This window comes from Pseudomonas sp. ef1, assembly GCF_007293365.2.
GTDB lineage: Bacteria > Pseudomonadota > Gammaproteobacteria > Pseudomonadales > Pseudomonadaceae > Aquipseudomonas > Aquipseudomonas siliginis.
On sequence record NZ_CM129815.1, the window covers coordinates 5,544,130 to 5,563,173 of the forward strand.

Consider the following 19,044-nt stretch of genomic DNA (forward strand, 5'->3'; position numbering starts at 1 on the left):
CAGGTCCTCGAAAGTTGGGATGAAAAAATGGCGCAAACCGCAGAGATTCTGTTGCTTGCGCCATTTCGGACTTGTCGCAGAGACGTGTTACTTGCCGTAGATATCGAAGGCGAAGTACTTGTCCTGGATTGCCTTGTATTTGCCGTTCTCGCGGATGGCCGCGATGGCAGTGTTGATCTTGTCTTTCAGGGCGTCGCCCTTGCGCACCGCGATACCTACGCCGTCGCCGAAGTATTTGACGTCGGTGAAGGCCGGGCCAACGAATGCGAAGCCTTTGCCGGCGTCGGTTTTCAGGAAGCCGTCGTCGAGCAGGGTAGCGTCAGCCACGGTACCGTCGAGGCGACCGGCAGCCACGTCGAGGTAGATTTCGTTCTGCGAGCCGTACGGCTTGATCTCGGCGCCCAATGGAGCGAGAACTTCGCGGGCGAAACGCTCGTGGATCGAGCCACGCTGTACGCCGATGTTCTTGCCTTTCAGCTCAGCCAGACCTTCGCTGACCTGAGTGCCGGCCTTCATGACCAGACGCGCCGGGGTGTTGTAGTACTTGTTGGTGAAGTCGACCGACTTCTTGCGATCTTCGGTGATCGACATCGACGACAGGATTGCGTCGATCTTGCGCACTTTGAGAGCCGGGATCAGACCGTCGAACTCTTGCTCGACCCACACGCACTTGACCTTCATTTCTTCGCACAGCGCGTTGCCGATGTCGTAGTCGAAACCGACGATGCTGCCGTCCGGTGCTTTCGAAGCGAACGGAGGGTAAGCCGCTTCGATGCCGATCTTCAGCGGTTTTTCGTCAGCGAAGGCATTCATCGACAGCACGGACAGTGCCAGGGCGCCAAGCAGCACAAGTTTCTTCATCTTGGGACTCCATCGGTAAAGGGCAAAAACGGCAGAGTGAGCGACAGCCCAATATGCGAATGGGTGAATCGGAAATCAGTTGCGCATCGGCGGAAATTTCCCATTGGAACCGCAGGCGATTTCAACGTCAGCCACGATGAGCGAGTGATCGGCATTCTAACGACAGGCCCGAAGCCGATATTTCTTCAATGCGACAACTAATTACAGATGCACCGAGAAAGCGGTTTGAGCTCATTGACAGCCCTGCAATTTCATGCAAGAGCAAAAGACAGTGAACCGATACATATTGCAAGTTGCGGGCCTATTATTCGTAAACCCTTCTAATCCGGCAAGCGCAGCGTTATGTCTTATTTTTCAGCAGGGCTTTGGAGGCTCTAAAACGGCGCACCGCGTTTCCCTTCGCCCCGGTTTGGCGCGGGCGGTTACACATTGGGTTGTGGCGGGTAACAGCGGGAAAGGTCTGACGGGGGAGATCGATAATTATTGGTTGGGGTGTTGCGGTTTCCTACAGCTGACTACTGCGGTGTCTGACTGATCGCCTTCGCGAGCAGGCTCGCTCCCACATTTTAAATGCGCCCGCTTCCTTGTGGGAGCGAGCCTGCTCGCGAAGAGGCCCTCCCAGCTACCACAAACCTCACAGCCATAAAAAAGCCCCGCCCGGCATCACCGGACAGGGCTCCTATGCTTCTAACGCTTAAGCAACATTCATGGTCTTGTGCGTATCAATCAAATGCTGCACCACACCCGGATCCGCCAGGGTCGAGATATCGCCCAAGCCGTCGTATTCCGCCGTGGCGATCTTGCGCAGGATGCGGCGCATGATCTTGCCCGAACGGGTCTTCGGCAGCCCCGGCGCCCACTGGATCACGTCCGGCGAAGCAATCGGGCCGATCTCCTTGCGCACCCAGTTCTTCAGCTCCAGGCGCAACTGCTCGGTCGGCTCCTCGCCGTTCTTCAAGGTCACATAGACATAGATGCCCTGCCCCTTGATGTCATGCGGCACACCCACCACCGCAGCTTCGGCCACCTTCGGATGCGCGACCATCGCGCTCTCGATCTCGGCGGTACCCATGCGGTGGCCGGAAACGTTGAGCACGTCGTCCACGCGCCCGGTGATCCAGTAGTAACCGTCGGCATCGCGACGCGCGCCGTCACCGGTGAAGTACATGCCACGGAAGGTCTTGAAGTAGGTATCGACGAAACGATCGTGATCGCCGTACAGCGTACGCGCCTGGCCTGGCCACGAATCGAGAATCACCAGATTGCCTTCAGCCTCGCCCTCAATGATGTTGCCGAGGTTGTCGACCAGCGCCGGCACCACACCGAAGAACGGACGCGCCGCCGAACCCGGCTTCAGCGCGTGGGCACCCGGCAGCGGGCTCATCATGTTGCCGCCGGTTTCGGTCTGCCACCAGGTATCGACGATCGGGCAACGCGACTTGCCGACATTCTTGTAGTACCAGTCCCAGGCTTCCGGGTTGATCGGCTCACCGACCGACCCAAGCAGGCGCAGGCTGCTGCCATCGGCGCCTTCCACGGCGGCCTGACCCGAGGCCATCATCGCGCGGATCGCGGTCGGCGCGGTGTAGAGGATGTTGACCTTGTGCTTGTCGATGATCTTCGCCACCCGGGTGATATCCGGGTAGTTCGGCACACCCTCGAACAGCACGGTGGTCGCGCCGTTGGCCAGCGGGCCGTAGACGATGTAACTGTGGCCGGTAACCCAGCCGACGTCGGCGGTGCACCAGTAGATTTCGCCCGGACGGTAGTCGAACACGCGCTCGTGGGTCATTGCCGCATAGAGCAGATAACCGCCGGTGGTGTGCTGCACGCCCTTCGGCTTGCCGGTGGAGCCGGAGGTATAAAGGATGAACAGTGCCTCTTCAGCGCCCATCTCTTTCGGCGCGCAAACGGTGCCCGCGACCTTCATCAGGTCTTCGTACCAGATGTCGCGATGCTGGTTCCACTTGATGTCGCCACCGGTGCGCTTGCACACGATAACCTTCTGGATGCTGCTGGTTTCCGGGTTGGTCAGCGCGTCGTCGACGTTGGCCTTGAGGGAAATCTTCTTGCCGGCACGGATGCCTTCGTCAGCGGTGATCACCACTTTCGAACGGCAATCGATGATGCGACCGGCCAGGGCTTCCGGCGAGAAACCGCCGAACACTACCGAGTGAATCGCGCCGATCCGGGTGCAGGCCAGCATGGCGACCACGGCTTCGGGAATCATCGGCATGTAAATGGTCACCACGTCGCCACGGTGCACGTCCTGACCACGCAGGGCGTTGGCCAGTTTGCACACTTGTTCGTGCAGTTCGCGGTAGGTGATGTTGCGGCTTTCGGAAGGATCGTCGCCTTCCCAGATGATCGCGACTTGATCGCCGCGCTCGGCCAAATGGCGGTCGAGGCAGTTGTAGGAAACGTTCAGGGTGCCGTCGGCAAACCACTTGATGTCGACATGGTGATCGTCGAACGAAGTCTGTTTCACCGTGGTGAAGGGCTTGATCCAGTCCAGACGCTTGGCTTGCTCGCGCCAGAAGCCGTCAGGGTTGACGACCGACTGCTGGTACATGGCTTTGTAGGTCGCCTCGTCAGTCAGCGTGTTAGCCAGAACCTCGGGACGAACGGGATACAGAGAAGCCGCACTCATCTTTCCTACCTCGGTGTAATAGTTGTTTTTGTATGACCCTGTTGTAGCCGGGTGGAGGCCATAGAACCATTCGACGATGGTTGTAGGAGCTGCCGCAGGCTGCGATCTTTTGATCTTCAAAGCAAGATCAAAAGATCGCAGCCTCGTTGCACTCGACAGCTCCTACAGGGGCCGCGCGAGGGATTGTTACCAAATATGCCAAAAGTGTTTATCAAAACCCGCTCTGTTTACCCCGGCCCCACCGCCCTAAAATTCACCTCGCCAACAAGGCAACCGCGATTAACAACGTTACAGCCCCCACGAAGGCCGTTAATCCAGCGCTCCAAGTAACGCATCAAATACTCAAGCTCCACACGCAACCCTAAAAAGGTTGCGTGACCCCACTCGACCTCAAAAAGGTGAATTAGAAATGAAAGCTTTATTGGTTCTGGCCCTCAGTAGTCTGTGCGCAACCGCCATGGCAGACGAGGTCCCGACTGATGTCGCACAGCAGCAACCGGTAATCGAGGAATACACTTACTCCACGCACCTGGACATCGCCAAAGTTGTATCGATGAGCGAAGTGCCAAATGTCTGCGAAGTAGTACCGGCGAAAATGGAATACGACGACTCCAAAGGCCAACGCCACATCCTGCGCTACAGCATCATGGGCAACGGCTGCACGAACTGAATCAGACTGCACCGAATCGGATCGCTCAACGCTACATTGAGGGTCGATTCCAGCCCGACTTCGGTCGGGCTCAGTTGTGTCTGGAGACGCTCAGAAGGGTTTCAAAACACAAGATATAGTGAAAAACACGGTTTTTTGCTCATTTCTTGAGCAACCAAACCCCGACGAAAAAATTAATCAAAAAAAATTCTCACGGGCCAACATCCGCGAAAGCCCTGTAAACCCTCGCTCCGACTCAAATAGCCCTCCCGCTCGACCGCCCTGCGCGCTTTCGCCCTCCCCCACGAGCACAATTTTTTCCCTATAATGCCGCCCTAATCGGGTCAGCAATATTCCCTTACAGGGATCAAAAGCCATTCTGAATTCCCGCAGCAGTGTCCAACACTGATTGCGCCCGTCAGAGGCTCTCGGAAACCCGTACAAAATTCTGTTTGATGCCTGCGTTTAGCTGCTGCAAAGAACGATTCCTTTAGATCCAACGCGGTCTGTACGACCGTGTGAAAAACCAACCAATCAGTTTTCACACGGGCACAGGCCCTCACGCAGGAGACGACACGTCATGCTGAGCTGGGACGAATTCGATAAAGAAGACAGTGAAGTCGCAACCGTGAAAGGCGCCAACGCCGGCCACGCAAGCGAAGCCAACATGGACCGCCTCGACAACGCCGGCGGTGCCGCAGCGCTGGAAGCCCGCGCCGTCACCGCCGACGACTCGGCCGCCGTGGCCCGCGCCAAGGCTGCACTGAACTCCCTCGACGTCGCCGAAGGCCTCGCCGAACTCGAAGGCGCCTCCGCCCGTGTCGCCGTTGACGAAAAGCGCATGATCAACTGCCGCGCCGACCTCAACCAACTCGTGCCATTCAAGTACGACTGGGCCTGGCAGAAGTACCTGGACGGTTGCGCAAACCACTGGATGCCGCAAGAAGTCAACATGACCGCCGACATCGCCCTCTGGAAAAACCCGGAAGGCCTGACCGACGACGAGCGCCGCATCGTCATGCGCAACCTCGGCTTCTTCTCCACCGCCGACTCCCTGGTTGCCAACAACCTGGTCCTGGCCGTGTACCGCCTGATCACCAACCCGGAATGCCGCCAGTACATCCTGCGCCAGGCTTTCGAAGAAGCGATCCACACCCACGCCTACCAGTACTGCATCGAATCGCTGGCCATGGATGAAGGCGAAATCTTCAACATGTACCACGAGATCCCATCGGTCGCGAAGAAAGCAGCCTGGGGCCTGAAGTACACCCGCTCGATCTCCGATCCGAAGTTCGAAACCGGCACCCCGGAAACCGACAAAGAGTTGCTGCGCAACCTGATCGCTTACTACTGCGTTCTGGAAGGCATCTTCTTCTACTGCGGCTTCACCCAGATTCTCTCCATGGGCCGCCGCAACAAAATGACCGGCGTCGCCGAGCAGTTCCAATACATCCTGCGCGACGAATCCATGCACCTGAACTTCGGCATCGACGTTATCAACCAGATCAAAATCGAAAACCCGCACCTGTGGGATGCCGAAATGAAGGAAGAAGCGACCCAGATGATTCTGCAGGGTACGCAGCTGGAGATCGAATACGCGCGTGACACCATGCCTCGCGGGGTGTTGGGTATGAACGCGGCGATGATGGAGGATTATCTGAAGTTCATCGCTAACCGTCGTTTGTCGCAGATTGGTTTGAAAGAGGAATATCCAGGGACGACTAACCCGTTCCCTTGGATGAGCGAGATTATGGACTTGAAGAAAGAGAAGAATTTCTTTGAGACTCGCGTGATCGAATACCAAACTGGTGGTGCTCTGAGCTGGGACTAATAGTCTCGCTTGGCGCGATTTGACGATTGCTGCCTGAGTCGACAAGTCGAGAAAGCAAAAAGCCCCGATTTTATCGGGGCTTTTTTATGGGCGATAAGCGGTAATTAGGTTAACGATGCATTGGTAGGATTTGGCAGGATCAGTCGCTTTTCCCTGTAGGAAATTTCCTAGACAGCAGTGATGGCCACTCAGTATCGTCCGAGGGTTTTCAACCCTCGGCGATTTTATGGACACGGAAAAAAGTAATAGCGATTGGAGTGAGGTCGAGATTCAGGCGGCAGTCGATGCCTATCTGAAGATGCTTGTACGCGAGCAGAGCGGCCAGAAATTCGTCAAGACTGAGGAGAATCGCATCCTGCGCGAAGGCCCGTTAGCCGGTCGGACTAAAGGCTCTGTCGAGTTCCGGATGCAGAACATTTCTACCGTGTTGGTCGAGATGGATAGAAAGCGTATTGAAGGCTATAAACCTGCCAAGAATGTTGGCGCGAATGTAGCGAGCAGCATCCGTAAGGCACTTGATGCTTCTACCGTTCTGACACTTGAAGATTCCAATCCAACGGCGGACGAAGCATTGCTCGAGCAACGCGCGGCTAAATTTGAGCAAAAGCAATTTGATTACGTCCCTAAAGGGATAAAAACACCAATCCAAACGACTTCCACTAGAAAGGTTTACTTTCGCGATCCTGAATTGAGGGGCTGGGTTCGTCAGCAAGCCAATGGAAAGTGCGAGGGTTGTGGCAAAGCAGCGCCATTTGAAAAAAATGGGAAACCGTTTTTAGAAGTGCATCACGTTAAGCACATGTCGCAAAAGGGTTCGGACCTTGAGACGAATGTTGTGGCGTTGTGTCCCAACTGTCACCAACGTTGCCATCATTCGGACGACAGAGCTGAATTCACTGCTTGGCTTTATGACAACGTTGGAAGACTCGAAAAGGAATAATTGCAGTTTGTCTGGCTAACCTCATTTGCTGGATTTGGGGCAGCTTCGCTGCCCAACGGGGATAAATCCCCTCACCACAATTCAATGTGTTGCTGCTGGGTCGGTGTCTGGATTCGAGATTAGGTTGATGCCACAAATCGCCAGCAGGCTGCCTCCCACAAATCCCGCATCCCCCTGAAAACAATCAGTGCAACCTACCCCGCCTCCCGCTATTAATACCCCTCCCCCCACTCAAGGATCCGAGCCCCATCATGAAATTCGATCTCGCCTACTGCCTCAGCCTCGACGACAAGTTGTCGATCTATGACGTTCGCGATCTCAATTTCGATGAGACGGTGGCGTTTGACTCGGCGAAGGAACACTTCCAGTGCCCCAACGATGCGTGTCGTTCGGCGTTCGAGGCGTCCAACGAGTTGGGCACGTTCAACGCGAAGAATGTGAATTACGTGCGCACGCCGCACTTCAAAAATCTGCCCACTACACAGCACGTCGCGGGTTGTCCGTATGTGAGTTTGAAGGCGTCGGCTTCTGGCGTTGAGACGGCGGATGGCGAGGTGGATGACGGGCGTGAGGAACACTTCCCATCAGAGTTGTTGCTGACCCGGCGTGAGTATGTGCGCAAGCCTGTCGCGCCAGCGGGGGCGGCGGATGTGTTGCGCGATGATCCGGTTCGGATGGTGGCAGACAGTGGTAAGGAGTCAGCGAGTCGTGAGTCGGCGCCTGACAAGACCAGTGTGTTTGCGCATCCGGTGGAGTGTTTTGTTTCCAACTTCGCCGACAAGGAGTTGCTCAAGCGCATGCCCTTGAAGGTCGGCGAGCATTCGGCGCCGTACAGTTCGTTCTTCAAGAAGATCGAGTATCTGACGGACAACAAGGGGCTGATTTACTGGGGGCGGATCAAGAAGATTGAGGACTTCCACAGTGCCAGTTTTCGAATCGATTTCGAGGACAAGGTCTGGTTCAAGAAGCCCGAAGACAGCAAGAAGAAGCCGTATCCGGTCAGCGTTTATCTGAACAAGAAGCTGATCGACAACTACCGCAAGCGCAAGGCGTTCCTGGAAGAGATCAAGCATGCGGTGGACAGCGACAAGGCGTTGTTCTGTTTCTTTTATGGGGTGACGCCGGAGTTGAAGCAGGTACCCGGCAAGAAGAACCCCGAAAAACCTTTCGAGGTCTTCAATGCCAATATCGAGAACCTGGATCACTTCATTATTCGTGAAGCGCCGGGGTTGGAATGAGAGTTAGCTTTCGGGCAGTTGCAGTTTCACGGCACCCGGATGCTGCTTGAGCAGACCGTAGGGTAGAACGCCCCATTCGACGTATCCGCAAACTGCCATGACATGCGGATAGGACGGAAAAAAGGCGACGCCTTTTTCTCCAAACTGCCACATAGGAAATTGCCAGGGCTCTGGCTCGTCATAGCCGCAATCATTTTCGCCCTCAGCGACAACGGTCATTTCGGTAGGGTAACGCTTCGACAATTGTTCGACGAGCCAAGGGGCGAGTTCTTTGGCGCGGTAATTGAAGCTTTCCTCCGAAAAAGCGTCAGGTGATTCTTCACGATGCAGCGGCTCGCCCTGGCCCACCCACAGCACATCTTCAAGGCTCAACAGTTGCCCAGTCCGCGTATCGAAGTTCAGCGATTCATTATTTTGATCAGGATACGCACCGCCGCAATAATACTCGGTGGAAACTCGCACGCTCATGACTGAAGACGACATCCACAGCGGCTGCGCGGATTGCCTGTAACTCCCCGAACAACCGTAATACTGCGACACTTCGCTCCATAACCACGCCCTCAAATATTGATTGATGCGTTCCTGCGCTGCCGGGGCGTAACCCGATACCACTTCAAACAGCGAAGCCCCCGACTTCGGCTCGCTCCACCATTGCAGGGTGTAGCCCATGAAGGTTTCGGTCTTACCTTTCTTCAACAGCAAACCCTGAAGCCGCAGGTATTCGTAGGGCTGTGTGTCATGCAGTTGCGCCAGATAAGGCGCGGCATCTGCTGGAACATCAGGAAGCCTGGCGGGTTGTAAATCCACTTTTAGCGTTTTTCCGGAAGGGGCCTTCCATTCGCCGCTCCAACCGCTGAGTGTGGGCAGCAAGCGCAAGGTCGGGCGCGAGTCACCGTCCATTGCAGCGCCTTCCAGCATCACCAACGCGTCGCCCTCTTTACTAGTTTCCAGCGCAAGGTCGGTTCGGTATTTTCGGTAAAAATAACGTCCTTCGTTGTAGCGCGCGTCGAGCTCAACAACAATCGCGGCTTTACCCAAGGTGCCGGTAAAGACTTGCCTACTGTCTTCGGCCCAGACGCGCGGTGAGAGACATAAAGCTACAAGTGCTAAAGCCAAGTTGATACGCAACAGTCCAAGATGCATCGTTTCATCCTTGATTGAGCGAGCCGTTGCTCGTAAAAAAGCGTCGCAAATGGTGACGGGCCAGACTCAATTCCTCGAATCCTGCCTCTCATACTCTTCCATAAAAGCCTTGCGCTCCATCTCCGCTATTTCCCGCGCGACTTGATGCCTACGCTCTTTCGCAGCATGCAGCTGGACATCATCGAGAAAGCAATAATGGCGCAGCCAGTGAAGCGTCATTTCCTCGTCCGGGAAGTAGTAGGACTTGGCTCCCTTGCTGTTTCTTGGCGTGTCGTTCATTTGTTCGTCGAAAACCATCGCCGTGACTTCATTGGGTGGTAAGCAACCCGTTCCAGCGACCTTGTCTCGAAAACACCAGGCAATTTCATCAATGTGTTTTTGCGCGCTGCGATGGCCGCGCCGATAGAATCGCTGTTGCTCACAAGTCTGTTGCATTCGCGCCAACATCACCTCGGGGTCTAGCCATTGTCCGAGGCCATGGTTTTGGGCATTGATCATCAGGCCATTCACCCAACGCTCGGTGAGGCGCAGAACGAACTCGTGATCGTCGGCTTTTTTCGCGTCAGCCAGGATCACGCAATAGCGGGTTTTGATGTGCAGGACCAACAACGCATGTTTGCGCTGCACAGTGATCGCATGAACCAACCACTGTTCGTCCGCGCCGTTCAGCTCATCATCCTCAATAACTGATGACGGCGGTTTGGTGTCCACCGGCGTGATCATTTTGCCTTTATGGACACGGCTGAAGAACTTACTGGCGGCTTCGGTGCAATTGAAGATCAACATCCTGGTTCTCTGCTGAAGACTGGAGGGCAACGCTCTGCCGCTGATTCTGATTTCTTTCGCCTGCGCCAATCAACGATTCATTTGAGCGAAATGCTCAGCAGCACCACGATCAGCAAACCAATATAGATCCAGGCATGCACCCGATCCGGTATCCGCCCAATCCATCGCGAAGCCAATCTGATCCCCAGCAACGAGCCAACCGTCAGCAGCGCAAACGCCAGCACATCGACATACCCGATATACCAAACGCCCAAATCAGACTCAGTGAAACCGGCCTGCGCCATGTACGTCAAAGTCCCCGCCAACGCCACCGGGACGCTGAGCGGATTGGCCATGGAGGTCGCTTGCGACATGCTCAGCCCGCAGCGGCGCAGCAGCGGCACGGTCATGACGCTTCCTCCTACACCTAGGAAGGTCGCGATGGCGCCGATGCCTACGCCGCCGGCGGATGTTTCTGTTGAGGTCAGTCGCCGTGGGAATGTGGTTTGGGACTGTGTGAGAAATCCTCGGCACAGCAGGCAATCGACGATGGTCACGCCCAGGTAGGCGATGAAGGCGTAGCGGATCACTTCGCCGCTGACCCACATCGCAGCGATGGCGCCGACGATCGCGCCCACGCCGATAAACCCGCCCAATGGCCAGAGGTATTCCCGGAGCAGATTGCCAGCGCGCTGGTGTTTGCGTGTGGCGATCAGGGCGTTGACGACCATCACGCAGGTCGAGGTGGCCACGGCGATGTGCATGGCCGATTGCGCGATGGGGTCGTCGGCTGGGTGGCTGGCGGTGAGCATGCGATAGAGCAGCGGCACGATGACGAAGCCGCCGCCGAAACCGAAGAGCACGGCGCTGACGCCGGTGAGGCAACCGAACAGCGTAAGCAGGAGGTAGAACATGGTGGGCGTCCAGGATCGGGGGAGCCCAGGACATTAGAGCTTGATGCACTGGCCGGCTTCAGTAGTTGGGCCAATAATGTTCGCGTTTACGCCAATCGCTGGAACTCGCCTGATGCGCAATATTTCGATCAATCAGCTTGATGACACGCCTCGCCCGGTCGTGGCCATCGGTATCGATTATCCCCACGGCCACCTACTCCCGTTTCATACGCATCGCCGTGGGCAATTGCTCTATGGCGCCACCGGCGTGATGCAGGTCAGCACTCGGAACGGTAATTGGGTGGTGCCGCCGCAGCGCGCGGTGTGGATTCCGCCGGGCGTGGCCCACGAGGTGTTGATGCTCGGGGTGAGCACGCGCAGCCTTTACATCGAACCGGGCAACGTGGAATTGGGGCCGGACTGCCAAGTGCTCAATGTGTCGCCGCTGCTGCGGCATCTACTGATGGAAGCGGTGGACGTGCCGCTGATGTACGACCAGGTCGGACGCGACGGCGCGCTGATCAACTTGCTGTTGCATGAACTGGCACGCAGCGCGCCCCTTGCCCTACACATTCCCATGCCAGCCGAAGGAAAGCTCCTCAGTCTGTGTCAGACATTTCTGAACATGCCCAATGCCCACCAATCCCCGCAGGATTGGGCCGATCAGTTACACATAAGCTTGCGTACCTTTAACAGATTGTTTCGGCAGCAGACCGGGCTCAGCTTTCGTCAGTGGCGCCAGCAGGCGTGCGTCGTGCAGGCGTTGGCACGGTTGGCGGCGGGGGAAGCGGTGACGCGGATTGCCCTGGACTTCGGCTACGAGAGCCCGGCGGCGTTTTCGACGATGTTTCGGCGTGTGCTGGGACAGGCACCGTCCGTCTGGTTGGAGCCGACGAACTAGGCAAATTCGAAAAATGCGTTTGATCCCGGCCGAAAACAACTGTACAAAAACACAGTACATTTTCAATCAGCACTTTTGAGCCCGGAGCACACCATGGCCTCTCTTGCGATGAACCACGTCCTCGAACGCATTGCCCTTTTCCAGTTCACCCCGACCCACTGCGTCCAGGCCCGCGCCATGCTGGGCTGGAGCGTTGAACAACTGTCGCGCGAGGCCGAAGTGGCGGTGGCAGATATCCAGCGTTTCGAAGCGCAGCAGGACGTGGCGGACGCCGCAAGACTGGCACTGGCTTATCGGTTTGAAGCGCAGGGGTTGGTGTTCTTTCCGGGGTTCGCACCGGGGCGCAGTGTCAGGGCGCAGGGTATGGCAGGGGAATCGGTCGGGCGTGGGGATTTTGCGATGGCCGAATAAGGAGCGCTAAGGATGGACATCGAAAGAAGCACGGGCAACGTCTACGCAGATTTGGGACTGCAGGGTGCAGATGAAATGCTGATCAAATCGGGATATGCGACAAAAATGGCCGCGTTGATCAAGACTGCCAACCTGAACGAATCTGAAGCGGCGCAAATTACTGGCATCACCTTGGAAACACTAAGTCAGATACTTCGTGGAAAATTCAGGGATTTGTCAGTCGCTACGATGGAGGATTACCACCGGCGAATGAAGGAAATAGGAATCTGATTCATCCGGTTCGCACCGAGGCGAACCGGATGAAATCGTCAGGCGTTCTGCACTAGCGCCTCCCCCTCCTCTTCAACCGCCATCCACCACGCACTCCCCCGTTGTGGATGCGCAAGGTTGAACGCTTCCCCCATTCGCGGTGTGGTAATCGCAATACTGCGTTCCCACGCGAGGGCGAGGATGCGGTCGAAGGGTTCGTGCCAGGCGTGCATGGCCAGGTCGAAGGTGCCGTTGTGGATCGGGAAGAGCCAGCGGCCCTTGAGGTCGATGTGGGCTTGCAGGGTTTCTTCCGGTTGCATGTGCACGTGCGGCCATTCGACGTTGTAGGCGCCGGTTTCCATCAGGGTCAGGTCGAACGGACCGTACTGTTCGCCGATGCGTTTGAAGCCATCGAAGTAACCGCTGTCGCCGCTGAAGAAGATTCGTGTGTCGGCGTCGATCATCACCCATGACGCCCACAGCGTGCTGTTGCCGTCGAACAGGCCACGGCCGGAGAAGTGCTGCGATGGGGTGGCGACGAAGCGGATGCCTGCGATTTCGGTGCCCTGCCACCAGTCGTATTGGCGCACCTTGCTGGCATCGATGCCCCATTTGATCAGGGTGTTGCCCACGCCCAGCGGAGTCAGGAAGTAAGTGGTTTTGGCGGCGAGTTTGAGTACCGCTTCGTAGTCGAGATGGTCGTAATGATTGTGCGAGAGGATCACCGCTTCGATCGGCGGCAGTTCGTCGATGCTGATCGGTGGCTGATGAAAACGTTTCGGACCCGCCCATTGCACCGGCGAGGCGCGCTCGGCGAAGACCGGGTCGGTGATCCAGAATTTGTCGCGCATCTTCAGCAACAGCGTCGAGTGCCCCAAGCGGTAAACGCTGTGATTGGGCGCTGCGAGCAGATCTTCACGGGTCAGCGGCTGCACAGGAATGGCGGCGGTTGGACGGGTGTTGCGCGGTTTGTGGAAAATCATGTTCCACATGATCCGCAGCATTTTGCGTAGCCCTTCGCGCTGTACCGGCGCATGATTGCGAAACAGCCCTTGATCCTGCCGCGAGGCTTCAGGCGTGGGAGCGTTATCCGGGAGAGAGACTGGATTGGCCATGACTGAACGACTCCGAAAAACCGTGTGCTGCACGGTATTCCACGGGAAATGAAAATGGCCAAGCTGCACGCAAGGGCCAAACGCTCTGGTTTGTAAGGTGCGAGGATTAACGCAACATTACACTGAGCGGTGTAGTTTCTAGGTTGCATCAAAGCCGACGCCAAGTAAACTGCCGAGTGTAATTTCATCTCTCTCTGCCGAAGTCCGCTCATGACCGCTCCACAACGCCTCACTGACCGCAAACGCGAAGCTATCATCCAGGCGGCGATCGCCGAATTCCGTGCCCACGGGTTCGAAATCACCAGCATGGACAAGATCGCCGCTACGGCCGGCGTGTCGAAGCGTACGGTGTACAACCACTTCCCCAGCAAGGAAGAGCTGTTCGCCGAGATCCTCAATCAGTTGTGGGCGCGGATCATCGCCGAGCCATCGGTGAGCTACGACCGCGAGCAACCGCTGCATGAGCAGCTGCGCCTGATGCTGCGAGAAAAAGTGCAGATGATGGCCGACGAGAATTTTCTCACCCTCGCCCGGGTGGCGATTGCCGCAACCATTCATTCCCCTGAACGTGCGCAGAATATGATCGAGCGCATGGGCGAGCGCGAGGAAGGCCTGACCGTCTGGATACGCGCGGCGCAAGCCGACGGACGGCTCAAACCGGTGGATCCGGAATTTGCCGCGCATCAAGTACAAGGTTTGCTCAAGGCATTCGCGTTCTGGCCGCAGATCTCGCTGGGTCGCGCGGCCCTTGATCCAGACGCGCAGAATGCAGTTGCCGAGTCGGCGCTGGAGATGTTCCTGGCACTGTATCAGCGGTGAATCACCGGCTCGTGGAGCCGTGTACAACTAATTTCGTAAAAAGTTATACAAACTCGCGAAAAATTCCTTTCTTGTACAACTTTATTAAGTTTTGTATAAGTAGCCATCTGCCAGTAACGGAACGTTGGCATTGAGCAGTCACCACCGAATGCCGCCTGTGCATTTCGGTTTGCCGGCGCAGGAATAGGGACTGAATTCTTTTGATTTTCCCCACTTCCCGAGTACCGCAAGCATGTTTTTCAATCGCCAGAAAGCCGCCCTCGCTGAACTGCAACACACCGTTTTTGACCAAGCTGCAATGCTCGAAGCGATCGACCGTTCGATGGCGGTGATCGAGTTCGATCTTGATGGCGTGGTGTTGCGTGCCAATGACAATTTCCTCAAGACCATGGGTTACACGGCTGCCCAGGCGATTGGCCAGCCGCACCGGCATTTCTGCACACCTGAGTTCGGTCGCAGTGCCCAATACACCGAGCTGTGGTCGCGCCTGAAAAACGGTCAGTTCCAGTCCGGCACCTTTGAACGGGTCGACAGCAAGGGCCAGCCGATCTGGCTGGAGGCCAGTTACAACCCGATCAAGGATGTGTCGGGACGGGTGATCAAAGTGGTCAAGTACGCGATGGATGTCACCGCCAAGGTGCAGCAGGAGAACGAGGCCAACGCCAAGCTGCAGGCGATCGATCGCGCGATGGCGGTGATCGAGTTCGATCTCGACGGCAACATTCTTACCGCCAACCAGAATTTTCTCACGCGCATGGGTTACAGCCTCGCAGAGCTCAAGGGCCAGCATCACCGCTTGTTCTGCACCCCGGCGCTGGTCAACAGCGGCGCCTATCAGGATTTCTGGCGGCGCCTGAATCAGGGCGAGTTCTTCCACGGACAGTTCGAGCGCGTGGATAAGCGCGGCCAGATCGTCTGGCTGGAGGCCAACTACAACCCGGTCTACGACGCTTCGGGGCGTTTGTACAAAGTCGTGAAGTTCGCGTCTGACGTCACCGCTCGTGTCGAGCAACACGAGCAGGACGCGCGCAGTGCCAGCACCGCTTACCACATCTCGGTAGCAACGCGAAAAGTCGCCGAGCAAGGTACGCAAGTGATTCAACAGGCGGCCAGCGAAATGCGCGAAATCGCCGAGGACATCAGCCAGTCCTCAACGCTGATCGCGCAACTGGGCGACCGCTCCGAGCAGATCACCGCCATCGTCAACACCATCCGCGCGATCGCCGATCAGACTAACCTGCTCGCCCTCAACGCGGCCATCGAGGCGGCACGCGCCGGTGAACAGGGTCGCGGCTTTGCCGTGGTCGCCGATGAAGTGCGGCAACTGGCAGCGCGCACCAGCGGCTCTACTGCCGAGATCTCGAACATGATCAGTCTGATCCAGAGCGAAACGCGGCAAGCGATCAAAAGCATGCAAGGCACCCGTGACCGCGCCGCAGAAGGCGTGGAATTGGCCAATCAGGCCGGCACGGTGATTCTGCAGATTCGCGACGGCGCCAGTGAGGCGGTGGATGCGGTGAGCATGTTTGCCAATGAGCGGGTGCCGAATTGAGGTTTGTGCAGGGTCGATAGGACGAGTCGCAACCTTCGTGGGCAGCCCGCGAAGGTCGGCCGCCAAAACGCAGAGCTATAGTGACGACACGTCCCAAGCCCCGCCGAGTGCCCCATGAATAACGAAAAACCCGAAGTATCCAACGCCCCGATCGATCACCTGCGCTTTCACCGCCCCCACGCCCACCTGAATACGACCTTCGGCAACGATGCCTTCGCCCTGCGCGCCGAAGCCTTTGCGCGGTTCTTCGGCACGCCACTGTTCCTTGGCGCGCAAACCTTGATCGTTGCGGTATGGATCGGCCTCAACGTATGGGGCGTGACTCAATTCGACGTCTACCCGTTCATCCTGCTGAACCTGGCCTTCAGCCTGCAGGCGGCCTACGCCGCGCCATTGATCCTGCTTGCACAAACCCGTCAGGCCGCGCGCGACAAAGCGCAGGCCGACGCCGATGCACAGCACCGCGAAGCTCTGGCATTGGCCAATACCGAACGTCAGGCAGAGGCGGCGAAGAATTCCGCGCAATTGCTGGCATTGCTGGAACAAAACACCCGCCTTACCGAAATGACGAAAACCCTCACCGAGCGCATCGAAGGACTGACCAGCGAATTGCACGCTCACGTGTGCCAGAACTAAGGCCGCCTCGCGAGCAGGCTCGCTCCCGCATTGGATCTGTGGCGTTCACGATATCCCTGTGGGAGCGAGCCTGCTCGCGAAGAGGCCCGCAACCACACAGCAAAACTTCAACCGCGCACCAGACTCCGCACCGCAACAATCTCCGGCACTTCAACCTTGCTCATGTAAACCCGCAACGGCTCGGAGATGTTGATGCGGTCGTCGATGTGTTGATCGAGCAGCAACTGAATCAACTCGCGCTTGAGGGTCATGGTGGTTTCCGACGCCCTCGCCCAGACGAATTCACTGGCCGGGATGATGCCGTCGTCGGCCACGTCCATGCCGAACGAATCTTCGCTGAAGCGCACGATGTATTGGCCGGTCTTGCGATTGAGGCCGACGAAGCCTTTGAGATCGTCGGCGGCCTGGCAGATGAGTTGGGAGGTGATGCGCATGGTAAACCTCACGAAAGATGATCGATGGTTTACACGCAGGGCAATGTAGCGGCGCGCCCTCTGCCGGGGCATATGCCATGGGCAAGCGTACTGCAAACAGCGCCACAAAAGTGCAGGAAATTTCCGTTTTGCTCGCTTTATGTCGGTCTGGCGATAGCCCTGCGGCGCGTCAATTGTTAAAAGGTACGTCTCGAAAAAAACCTGCGAAAGGAACTCGACCATGCCTGCCACTTTTACCCGAAGCGCTCTGGTGCTGAGTCTGTTGTTCGGCCTCGGTCAGGCGCATGCCGCCAGCCACCCCGAGCCCAAGGCAATCGCTGCCGCCCATGGCATTCCGCATCCTGCGGTGATCGCCCACCGTGGCGCGTCGTTCGATGCCCCGGAATCCACCGCTGCGGCTTACAAACTGGCCCGTGACCTCGGCGCCGATTACCTGGAAATGGATTTGCAGCGCAGCAAAGACGGCGTGCTCTTCGCCCTGCACGACGACAACCTGCAACGCACCACCGACGTCGCCAGCAAATTCCCCGAGCGCAAGGACAGCCCGGCCACCGCGTTCACCATGGCCGAACTGAAAACCCTCGATGCCGGCAGCTGGTTCAACACCAAATACCCTGACCGCGCACGCCCGTCCTACGCCGGGCTGAAAATTCTTACCCTCGATGAAATCATCGACATCGCCCGCGCCAACCCGCAGCACAAGCCGGGCCTGTACATCGAAACCAAAGAGCCGCAGCTGTTTCCCGGCATCGAACATGACCTGAAGGAAAAACTGCAGGATCGCGGCTGGCTCAGTCCGGCCGGTTCGAAACTGGCGAAAAGTGCGCTGGGCGTCGGTCAGGGCAAAGGCAAGGTGATCCTGCAGACCTTCGATAAGAACAGCCTGCAATTGCTGGAAAAGGAAATGCCGCAAGTGCCGAAGATCCTGCTGTTGTGGGTCGGCGAAGGCAGCATCGAGCCTAAATCTGCGGTGACGTTTGCCGCGTCCGGCGAGAAAGACAAAAACGTTTTCTACGGCAAGCAGGAACCGAAGTCAGAAGCGGAATTCAAGCAATGGGTCGATTACGCCAAGGCCCAGGGCGCGATCGGCACCGGCCCTTCGGCGAAGCTGACCCATGGTGGTGACCAGAGTTACTCCGACCTGGTGCAGCCATGGATGAATCAGTACACCCACGATCAGGGCATGCTGGTGCATGTTTATACGGTCGACGAGCCGGTGGACTACGAGAAAGTCATGGCGGCGGGTGTCGACGGCATCTTTACCAACCGCGCCAGTGAACTGTTGAAGTTTTATAAGCGTCCGGCGGCTGGCAGCATTGACGATGTTTTGAAGAAGAACGGTTTCTGATTTGTAATCGAGTCGCCTGCTTCGCGAGCAGGCTCGCTCCCGCAAAGAGCAGTTTTATCGCGGAGCAGAGATTTAAGGGTGAATTAAGTTGCGCTGGTTAATCTGAACCCACTTACACAGATCAACCACTTCAACGCACTGCCAAGGAATGAACCGATGAAAACTTTGACTGCCCTGTTTACCGCCGCTGCCCTGACCCTCACCGCTGGCCTGGCTCAGGCTGATGTTCGCATCGACCAGATCCCGCAACTGGTCAAGGACGGCAAGATCAAGTCGCTGGAATCGATGAACGCCGAAGCACTGAAACTGCACCCGGGCGCAACGATTACCGACACCGACCTGGATAACCACTTCAATGGTTACGAGTATGAAGTTGAACTTAAGACTGCTGACGGCAAAGAGTTCGACGTGGACTTTGATGCCACCACCGGTAAAGTGCTGAGCGACAAGCAAGACACTTGATAGACCGCTGTTAAAGAGCCGCACGATTTAACGATCGTGCGGCTTTTTCATGCCTGCCGTAAATCATGTGGGAGCGAGCCTGCTCGCGAAAGCGGAGTGTCAGCGACATCAATGTTGACTGTTCCACCGTTATCGCGAGCAGGCGAG

At 57.0% G+C, this 19,044-nt stretch carries 19 protein-coding genes; 12 read left to right on the top strand and 7 right to left on the bottom strand.

All coding sequences use genetic code 11. The features are described 5' to 3' along the window. Positions 1 to 87: 87 nt before the first annotated feature. A complete protein-coding gene (locus FEE99_RS25350) occupies positions 88 to 861 on the bottom strand; it encodes an ABC transporter substrate-binding protein (protein WP_041479236.1) in 774 nt (257 codons plus the stop codon). A 694-nt stretch (positions 862 to 1,555) separates the two neighbouring features. Further along, positions 1,556 to 3,511 (bottom strand): acetate--CoA ligase, encoded by a 1,956-nt coding sequence (acs, locus tag FEE99_RS25355; RefSeq protein ID WP_016773581.1) that lies wholly within the window; start codon positions 3,509 to 3,511, stop codon positions 1,556 to 1,558. 409 nt (positions 3,512 to 3,920) lie between these two features. Here acs and FEE99_RS25360 point away from each other — a divergent pair, with 409 nt between their 5' ends. The 4 genes from FEE99_RS25360 to FEE99_RS25375 all read left to right on the top strand — a co-directional run bounded on the left by FEE99_RS25360 (position 3,921) and on the right by FEE99_RS25375 (position 8,169). Beyond that, positions 3,921 to 4,181: a DUF2790 domain-containing protein gene (locus tag FEE99_RS25360; protein ID WP_007912695.1), complete on the top strand. Its 261-nt coding sequence runs from the start codon at positions 3,921 to 3,923 to the stop codon at positions 4,179 to 4,181. 559 nt (positions 4,182 to 4,740) lie between these two features. Next, positions 4,741 to 5,991, top strand: coding sequence for a ribonucleotide-diphosphate reductase subunit beta (locus tag FEE99_RS25365; RefSeq protein ID WP_016773579.1), 1,251 nt, complete (start codon positions 4,741 to 4,743; stop codon positions 5,989 to 5,991). A gap of 226 nt (positions 5,992 to 6,217) precedes the next feature. Continuing rightward, positions 6,218 to 6,931 (top strand): HNH endonuclease, encoded by a 714-nt coding sequence (locus FEE99_RS25370; protein ID WP_041479234.1) that lies wholly within the window; start codon positions 6,218 to 6,220, stop codon positions 6,929 to 6,931. A gap of 251 nt (positions 6,932 to 7,182) precedes the next feature. Then, positions 7,183 to 8,169, top strand: a complete 987-nt coding sequence (locus FEE99_RS25375; RefSeq protein WP_041479232.1) for a hypothetical protein — start codon at positions 7,183 to 7,185, stop codon at positions 8,167 to 8,169. 3 nt (positions 8,170 to 8,172) lie between these two features. On the opposite strand, the gene FEE99_RS25380 is transcribed toward FEE99_RS25375, so the two are convergent. The 3 genes from FEE99_RS25380 to FEE99_RS25390 form a co-directional block, all read right to left on the bottom strand. Further along, positions 8,173 to 9,312, bottom strand: a complete 1,140-nt coding sequence (locus FEE99_RS25380) for a hypothetical protein (RefSeq protein WP_041479229.1) — start codon at positions 9,310 to 9,312, stop codon at positions 8,173 to 8,175. Positions 9,313 to 9,378: 66 nt separating this feature from the next. Next, a complete protein-coding gene (locus FEE99_RS25385; protein WP_041479282.1) occupies positions 9,379 to 10,098 on the bottom strand; it encodes a DUF6933 domain-containing protein in 720 nt (239 codons plus the stop codon). Positions 10,099 to 10,175: 77 nt separating this feature from the next. After that, positions 10,176 to 10,991, bottom strand: a complete 816-nt coding sequence (locus tag FEE99_RS25390; protein ID WP_041479228.1) for a sulfite exporter TauE/SafE family protein — start codon at positions 10,989 to 10,991, stop codon at positions 10,176 to 10,178. A gap of 112 nt (positions 10,992 to 11,103) precedes the next feature. Between FEE99_RS25390 and FEE99_RS25395 the strand changes: the two genes are divergently transcribed. From FEE99_RS25395 to FEE99_RS25405, 3 genes are all read left to right on the top strand, one after another. Beyond that, complete coding sequence (locus tag FEE99_RS25395; protein WP_041479226.1) at positions 11,104 to 11,871, top strand: AraC family transcriptional regulator; 768 nt, start codon at positions 11,104 to 11,106, stop codon at positions 11,869 to 11,871. Between the two features lie 93 nt (positions 11,872 to 11,964). Next, a complete protein-coding gene (locus FEE99_RS25400) occupies positions 11,965 to 12,282 on the top strand; it encodes a hypothetical protein (RefSeq protein WP_039758012.1) in 318 nt (105 codons plus the stop codon). A gap of 12 nt (positions 12,283 to 12,294) precedes the next feature. Next, positions 12,295 to 12,552: a helix-turn-helix domain-containing protein gene (locus FEE99_RS25405; protein ID WP_024014028.1), complete on the top strand. Its 258-nt coding sequence runs from the start codon at positions 12,295 to 12,297 to the stop codon at positions 12,550 to 12,552. Between the two features lie 38 nt (positions 12,553 to 12,590). Here the strand turns inward: FEE99_RS25405 and FEE99_RS25410 are convergent, their stop codons facing one another. Further along, positions 12,591 to 13,646: an MBL fold metallo-hydrolase gene (locus tag FEE99_RS25410; RefSeq protein ID WP_041479224.1), complete on the bottom strand. Its 1,056-nt coding sequence runs from the start codon at positions 13,644 to 13,646 to the stop codon at positions 12,591 to 12,593. Positions 13,647 to 13,856: 210 nt separating this feature from the next. Between FEE99_RS25410 and FEE99_RS25415 the strand changes: the two genes are divergently transcribed. The 3 genes from FEE99_RS25415 to FEE99_RS25425 all read left to right on the top strand — a co-directional run bounded on the left by FEE99_RS25415 (position 13,857) and on the right by FEE99_RS25425 (position 16,653). Continuing rightward, on the top strand, positions 13,857 to 14,465 hold the full coding sequence (locus FEE99_RS25415; RefSeq protein WP_016773570.1) for a TetR/AcrR family transcriptional regulator: 609 nt from the start codon (positions 13,857 to 13,859) through the stop codon (positions 14,463 to 14,465). Positions 14,466 to 14,697: 232 nt separating this feature from the next. Continuing rightward, positions 14,698 to 16,017 (top strand): methyl-accepting chemotaxis protein, encoded by a 1,320-nt coding sequence (locus FEE99_RS25420; RefSeq protein WP_041479222.1) that lies wholly within the window; start codon positions 14,698 to 14,700, stop codon positions 16,015 to 16,017. Between the two features lie 114 nt (positions 16,018 to 16,131). After that, the gene (locus tag FEE99_RS25425; RefSeq protein WP_041479221.1) at positions 16,132 to 16,653 is read left to right on the top strand and encodes a DUF1003 domain-containing protein; all 522 of its coding nucleotides are present in this window, start codon (positions 16,132 to 16,134) and stop codon (positions 16,651 to 16,653) included. Between the two features lie 107 nt (positions 16,654 to 16,760). Here FEE99_RS25425 and FEE99_RS25430 read toward each other — a convergent pair whose 3' ends face one another. After that, on the bottom strand, positions 16,761 to 17,087 hold the full coding sequence (locus FEE99_RS25430; protein WP_041479219.1) for a DUF2025 family protein: 327 nt from the start codon (positions 17,085 to 17,087) through the stop codon (positions 16,761 to 16,763). Between the two features lie 220 nt (positions 17,088 to 17,307). Between FEE99_RS25430 and FEE99_RS25435 the strand changes: the two genes are divergently transcribed. Both FEE99_RS25435 and FEE99_RS25440 read left to right on the top strand, forming a co-directional pair. Then, positions 17,308 to 18,435, top strand: a complete 1,128-nt coding sequence (locus tag FEE99_RS25435; RefSeq protein ID WP_041479218.1) for a glycerophosphodiester phosphodiesterase — start codon at positions 17,308 to 17,310, stop codon at positions 18,433 to 18,435. A gap of 156 nt (positions 18,436 to 18,591) precedes the next feature. Continuing rightward, entirely contained in the window at positions 18,592 to 18,897 is a 306-nt protein-coding gene (locus tag FEE99_RS25440; RefSeq protein WP_016773566.1) for a PepSY domain-containing protein, read from the top strand. Positions 18,898 to 19,044 lie beyond the last annotated feature (147 nt).

Excerpts from the sequence above, each read along its gene's own strand:
- FEE99_RS25390 (WP_041479228.1), bottom strand. The coding sequence starts at position 10,991 with ATGTTCTACCTCCTGCTTACGCTGTTCGGTTGCCTCACCGGCGTCAGC.
- FEE99_RS25435 (WP_041479218.1), top strand. The coding sequence starts at position 17,308 with ATGCCTGCCACTTTTACCCGAAGCGCTCTGGTGCTGAGTCTGTTGTTC.
- acs (WP_016773581.1), bottom strand. The coding sequence starts at position 3,511 with ATGAGTGCGGCTTCTCTGTATCCCGTTCGTCCCGAGGTTCTGGCTAAC.
- FEE99_RS25350 (WP_041479236.1), bottom strand. The coding sequence starts at position 861 with ATGAAGAAACTTGTGCTGCTTGGCGCCCTGGCACTGTCCGTGCTGTCG.
- FEE99_RS25430 (WP_041479219.1), bottom strand. The coding sequence starts at position 17,087 with ATGCGCATCACCTCCCAACTCATCTGCCAGGCCGCCGACGATCTCAAA.
- FEE99_RS25400 (WP_039758012.1), top strand. The coding sequence starts at position 11,965 with ATGGCCTCTCTTGCGATGAACCACGTCCTCGAACGCATTGCCCTTTTC.
- FEE99_RS25375 (WP_041479232.1), top strand. The coding sequence starts at position 7,183 with ATGAAATTCGATCTCGCCTACTGCCTCAGCCTCGACGACAAGTTGTCG.
- FEE99_RS25385 (WP_041479282.1), bottom strand. The coding sequence starts at position 10,098 with ATGTTGATCTTCAATTGCACCGAAGCCGCCAGTAAGTTCTTCAGCCGT.
- FEE99_RS25380 (WP_041479229.1), bottom strand. The coding sequence starts at position 9,312 with ATGCATCTTGGACTGTTGCGTATCAACTTGGCTTTAGCACTTGTAGCT.
- FEE99_RS25415 (WP_016773570.1), top strand. The coding sequence starts at position 13,857 with ATGACCGCTCCACAACGCCTCACTGACCGCAAACGCGAAGCTATCATC.
- FEE99_RS25405 (WP_024014028.1), top strand. The coding sequence starts at position 12,295 with ATGGACATCGAAAGAAGCACGGGCAACGTCTACGCAGATTTGGGACTG.
- FEE99_RS25440 (WP_016773566.1), top strand. The coding sequence starts at position 18,592 with ATGAAAACTTTGACTGCCCTGTTTACCGCCGCTGCCCTGACCCTCACC.
- FEE99_RS25410 (WP_041479224.1), bottom strand. The coding sequence starts at position 13,646 with ATGGCCAATCCAGTCTCTCTCCCGGATAACGCTCCCACGCCTGAAGCC.
- FEE99_RS25360 (WP_007912695.1), top strand. The coding sequence starts at position 3,921 with ATGAAAGCTTTATTGGTTCTGGCCCTCAGTAGTCTGTGCGCAACCGCC.
- FEE99_RS25420 (WP_041479222.1), top strand. The coding sequence starts at position 14,698 with ATGTTTTTCAATCGCCAGAAAGCCGCCCTCGCTGAACTGCAACACACC.
- FEE99_RS25365 (WP_016773579.1), top strand. The coding sequence starts at position 4,741 with ATGCTGAGCTGGGACGAATTCGATAAAGAAGACAGTGAAGTCGCAACC.
- FEE99_RS25395 (WP_041479226.1), top strand. The coding sequence starts at position 11,104 with ATGCGCAATATTTCGATCAATCAGCTTGATGACACGCCTCGCCCGGTC.
- FEE99_RS25370 (WP_041479234.1), top strand. The coding sequence starts at position 6,218 with ATGGACACGGAAAAAAGTAATAGCGATTGGAGTGAGGTCGAGATTCAG.
- FEE99_RS25425 (WP_041479221.1), top strand. The coding sequence starts at position 16,132 with ATGAATAACGAAAAACCCGAAGTATCCAACGCCCCGATCGATCACCTG.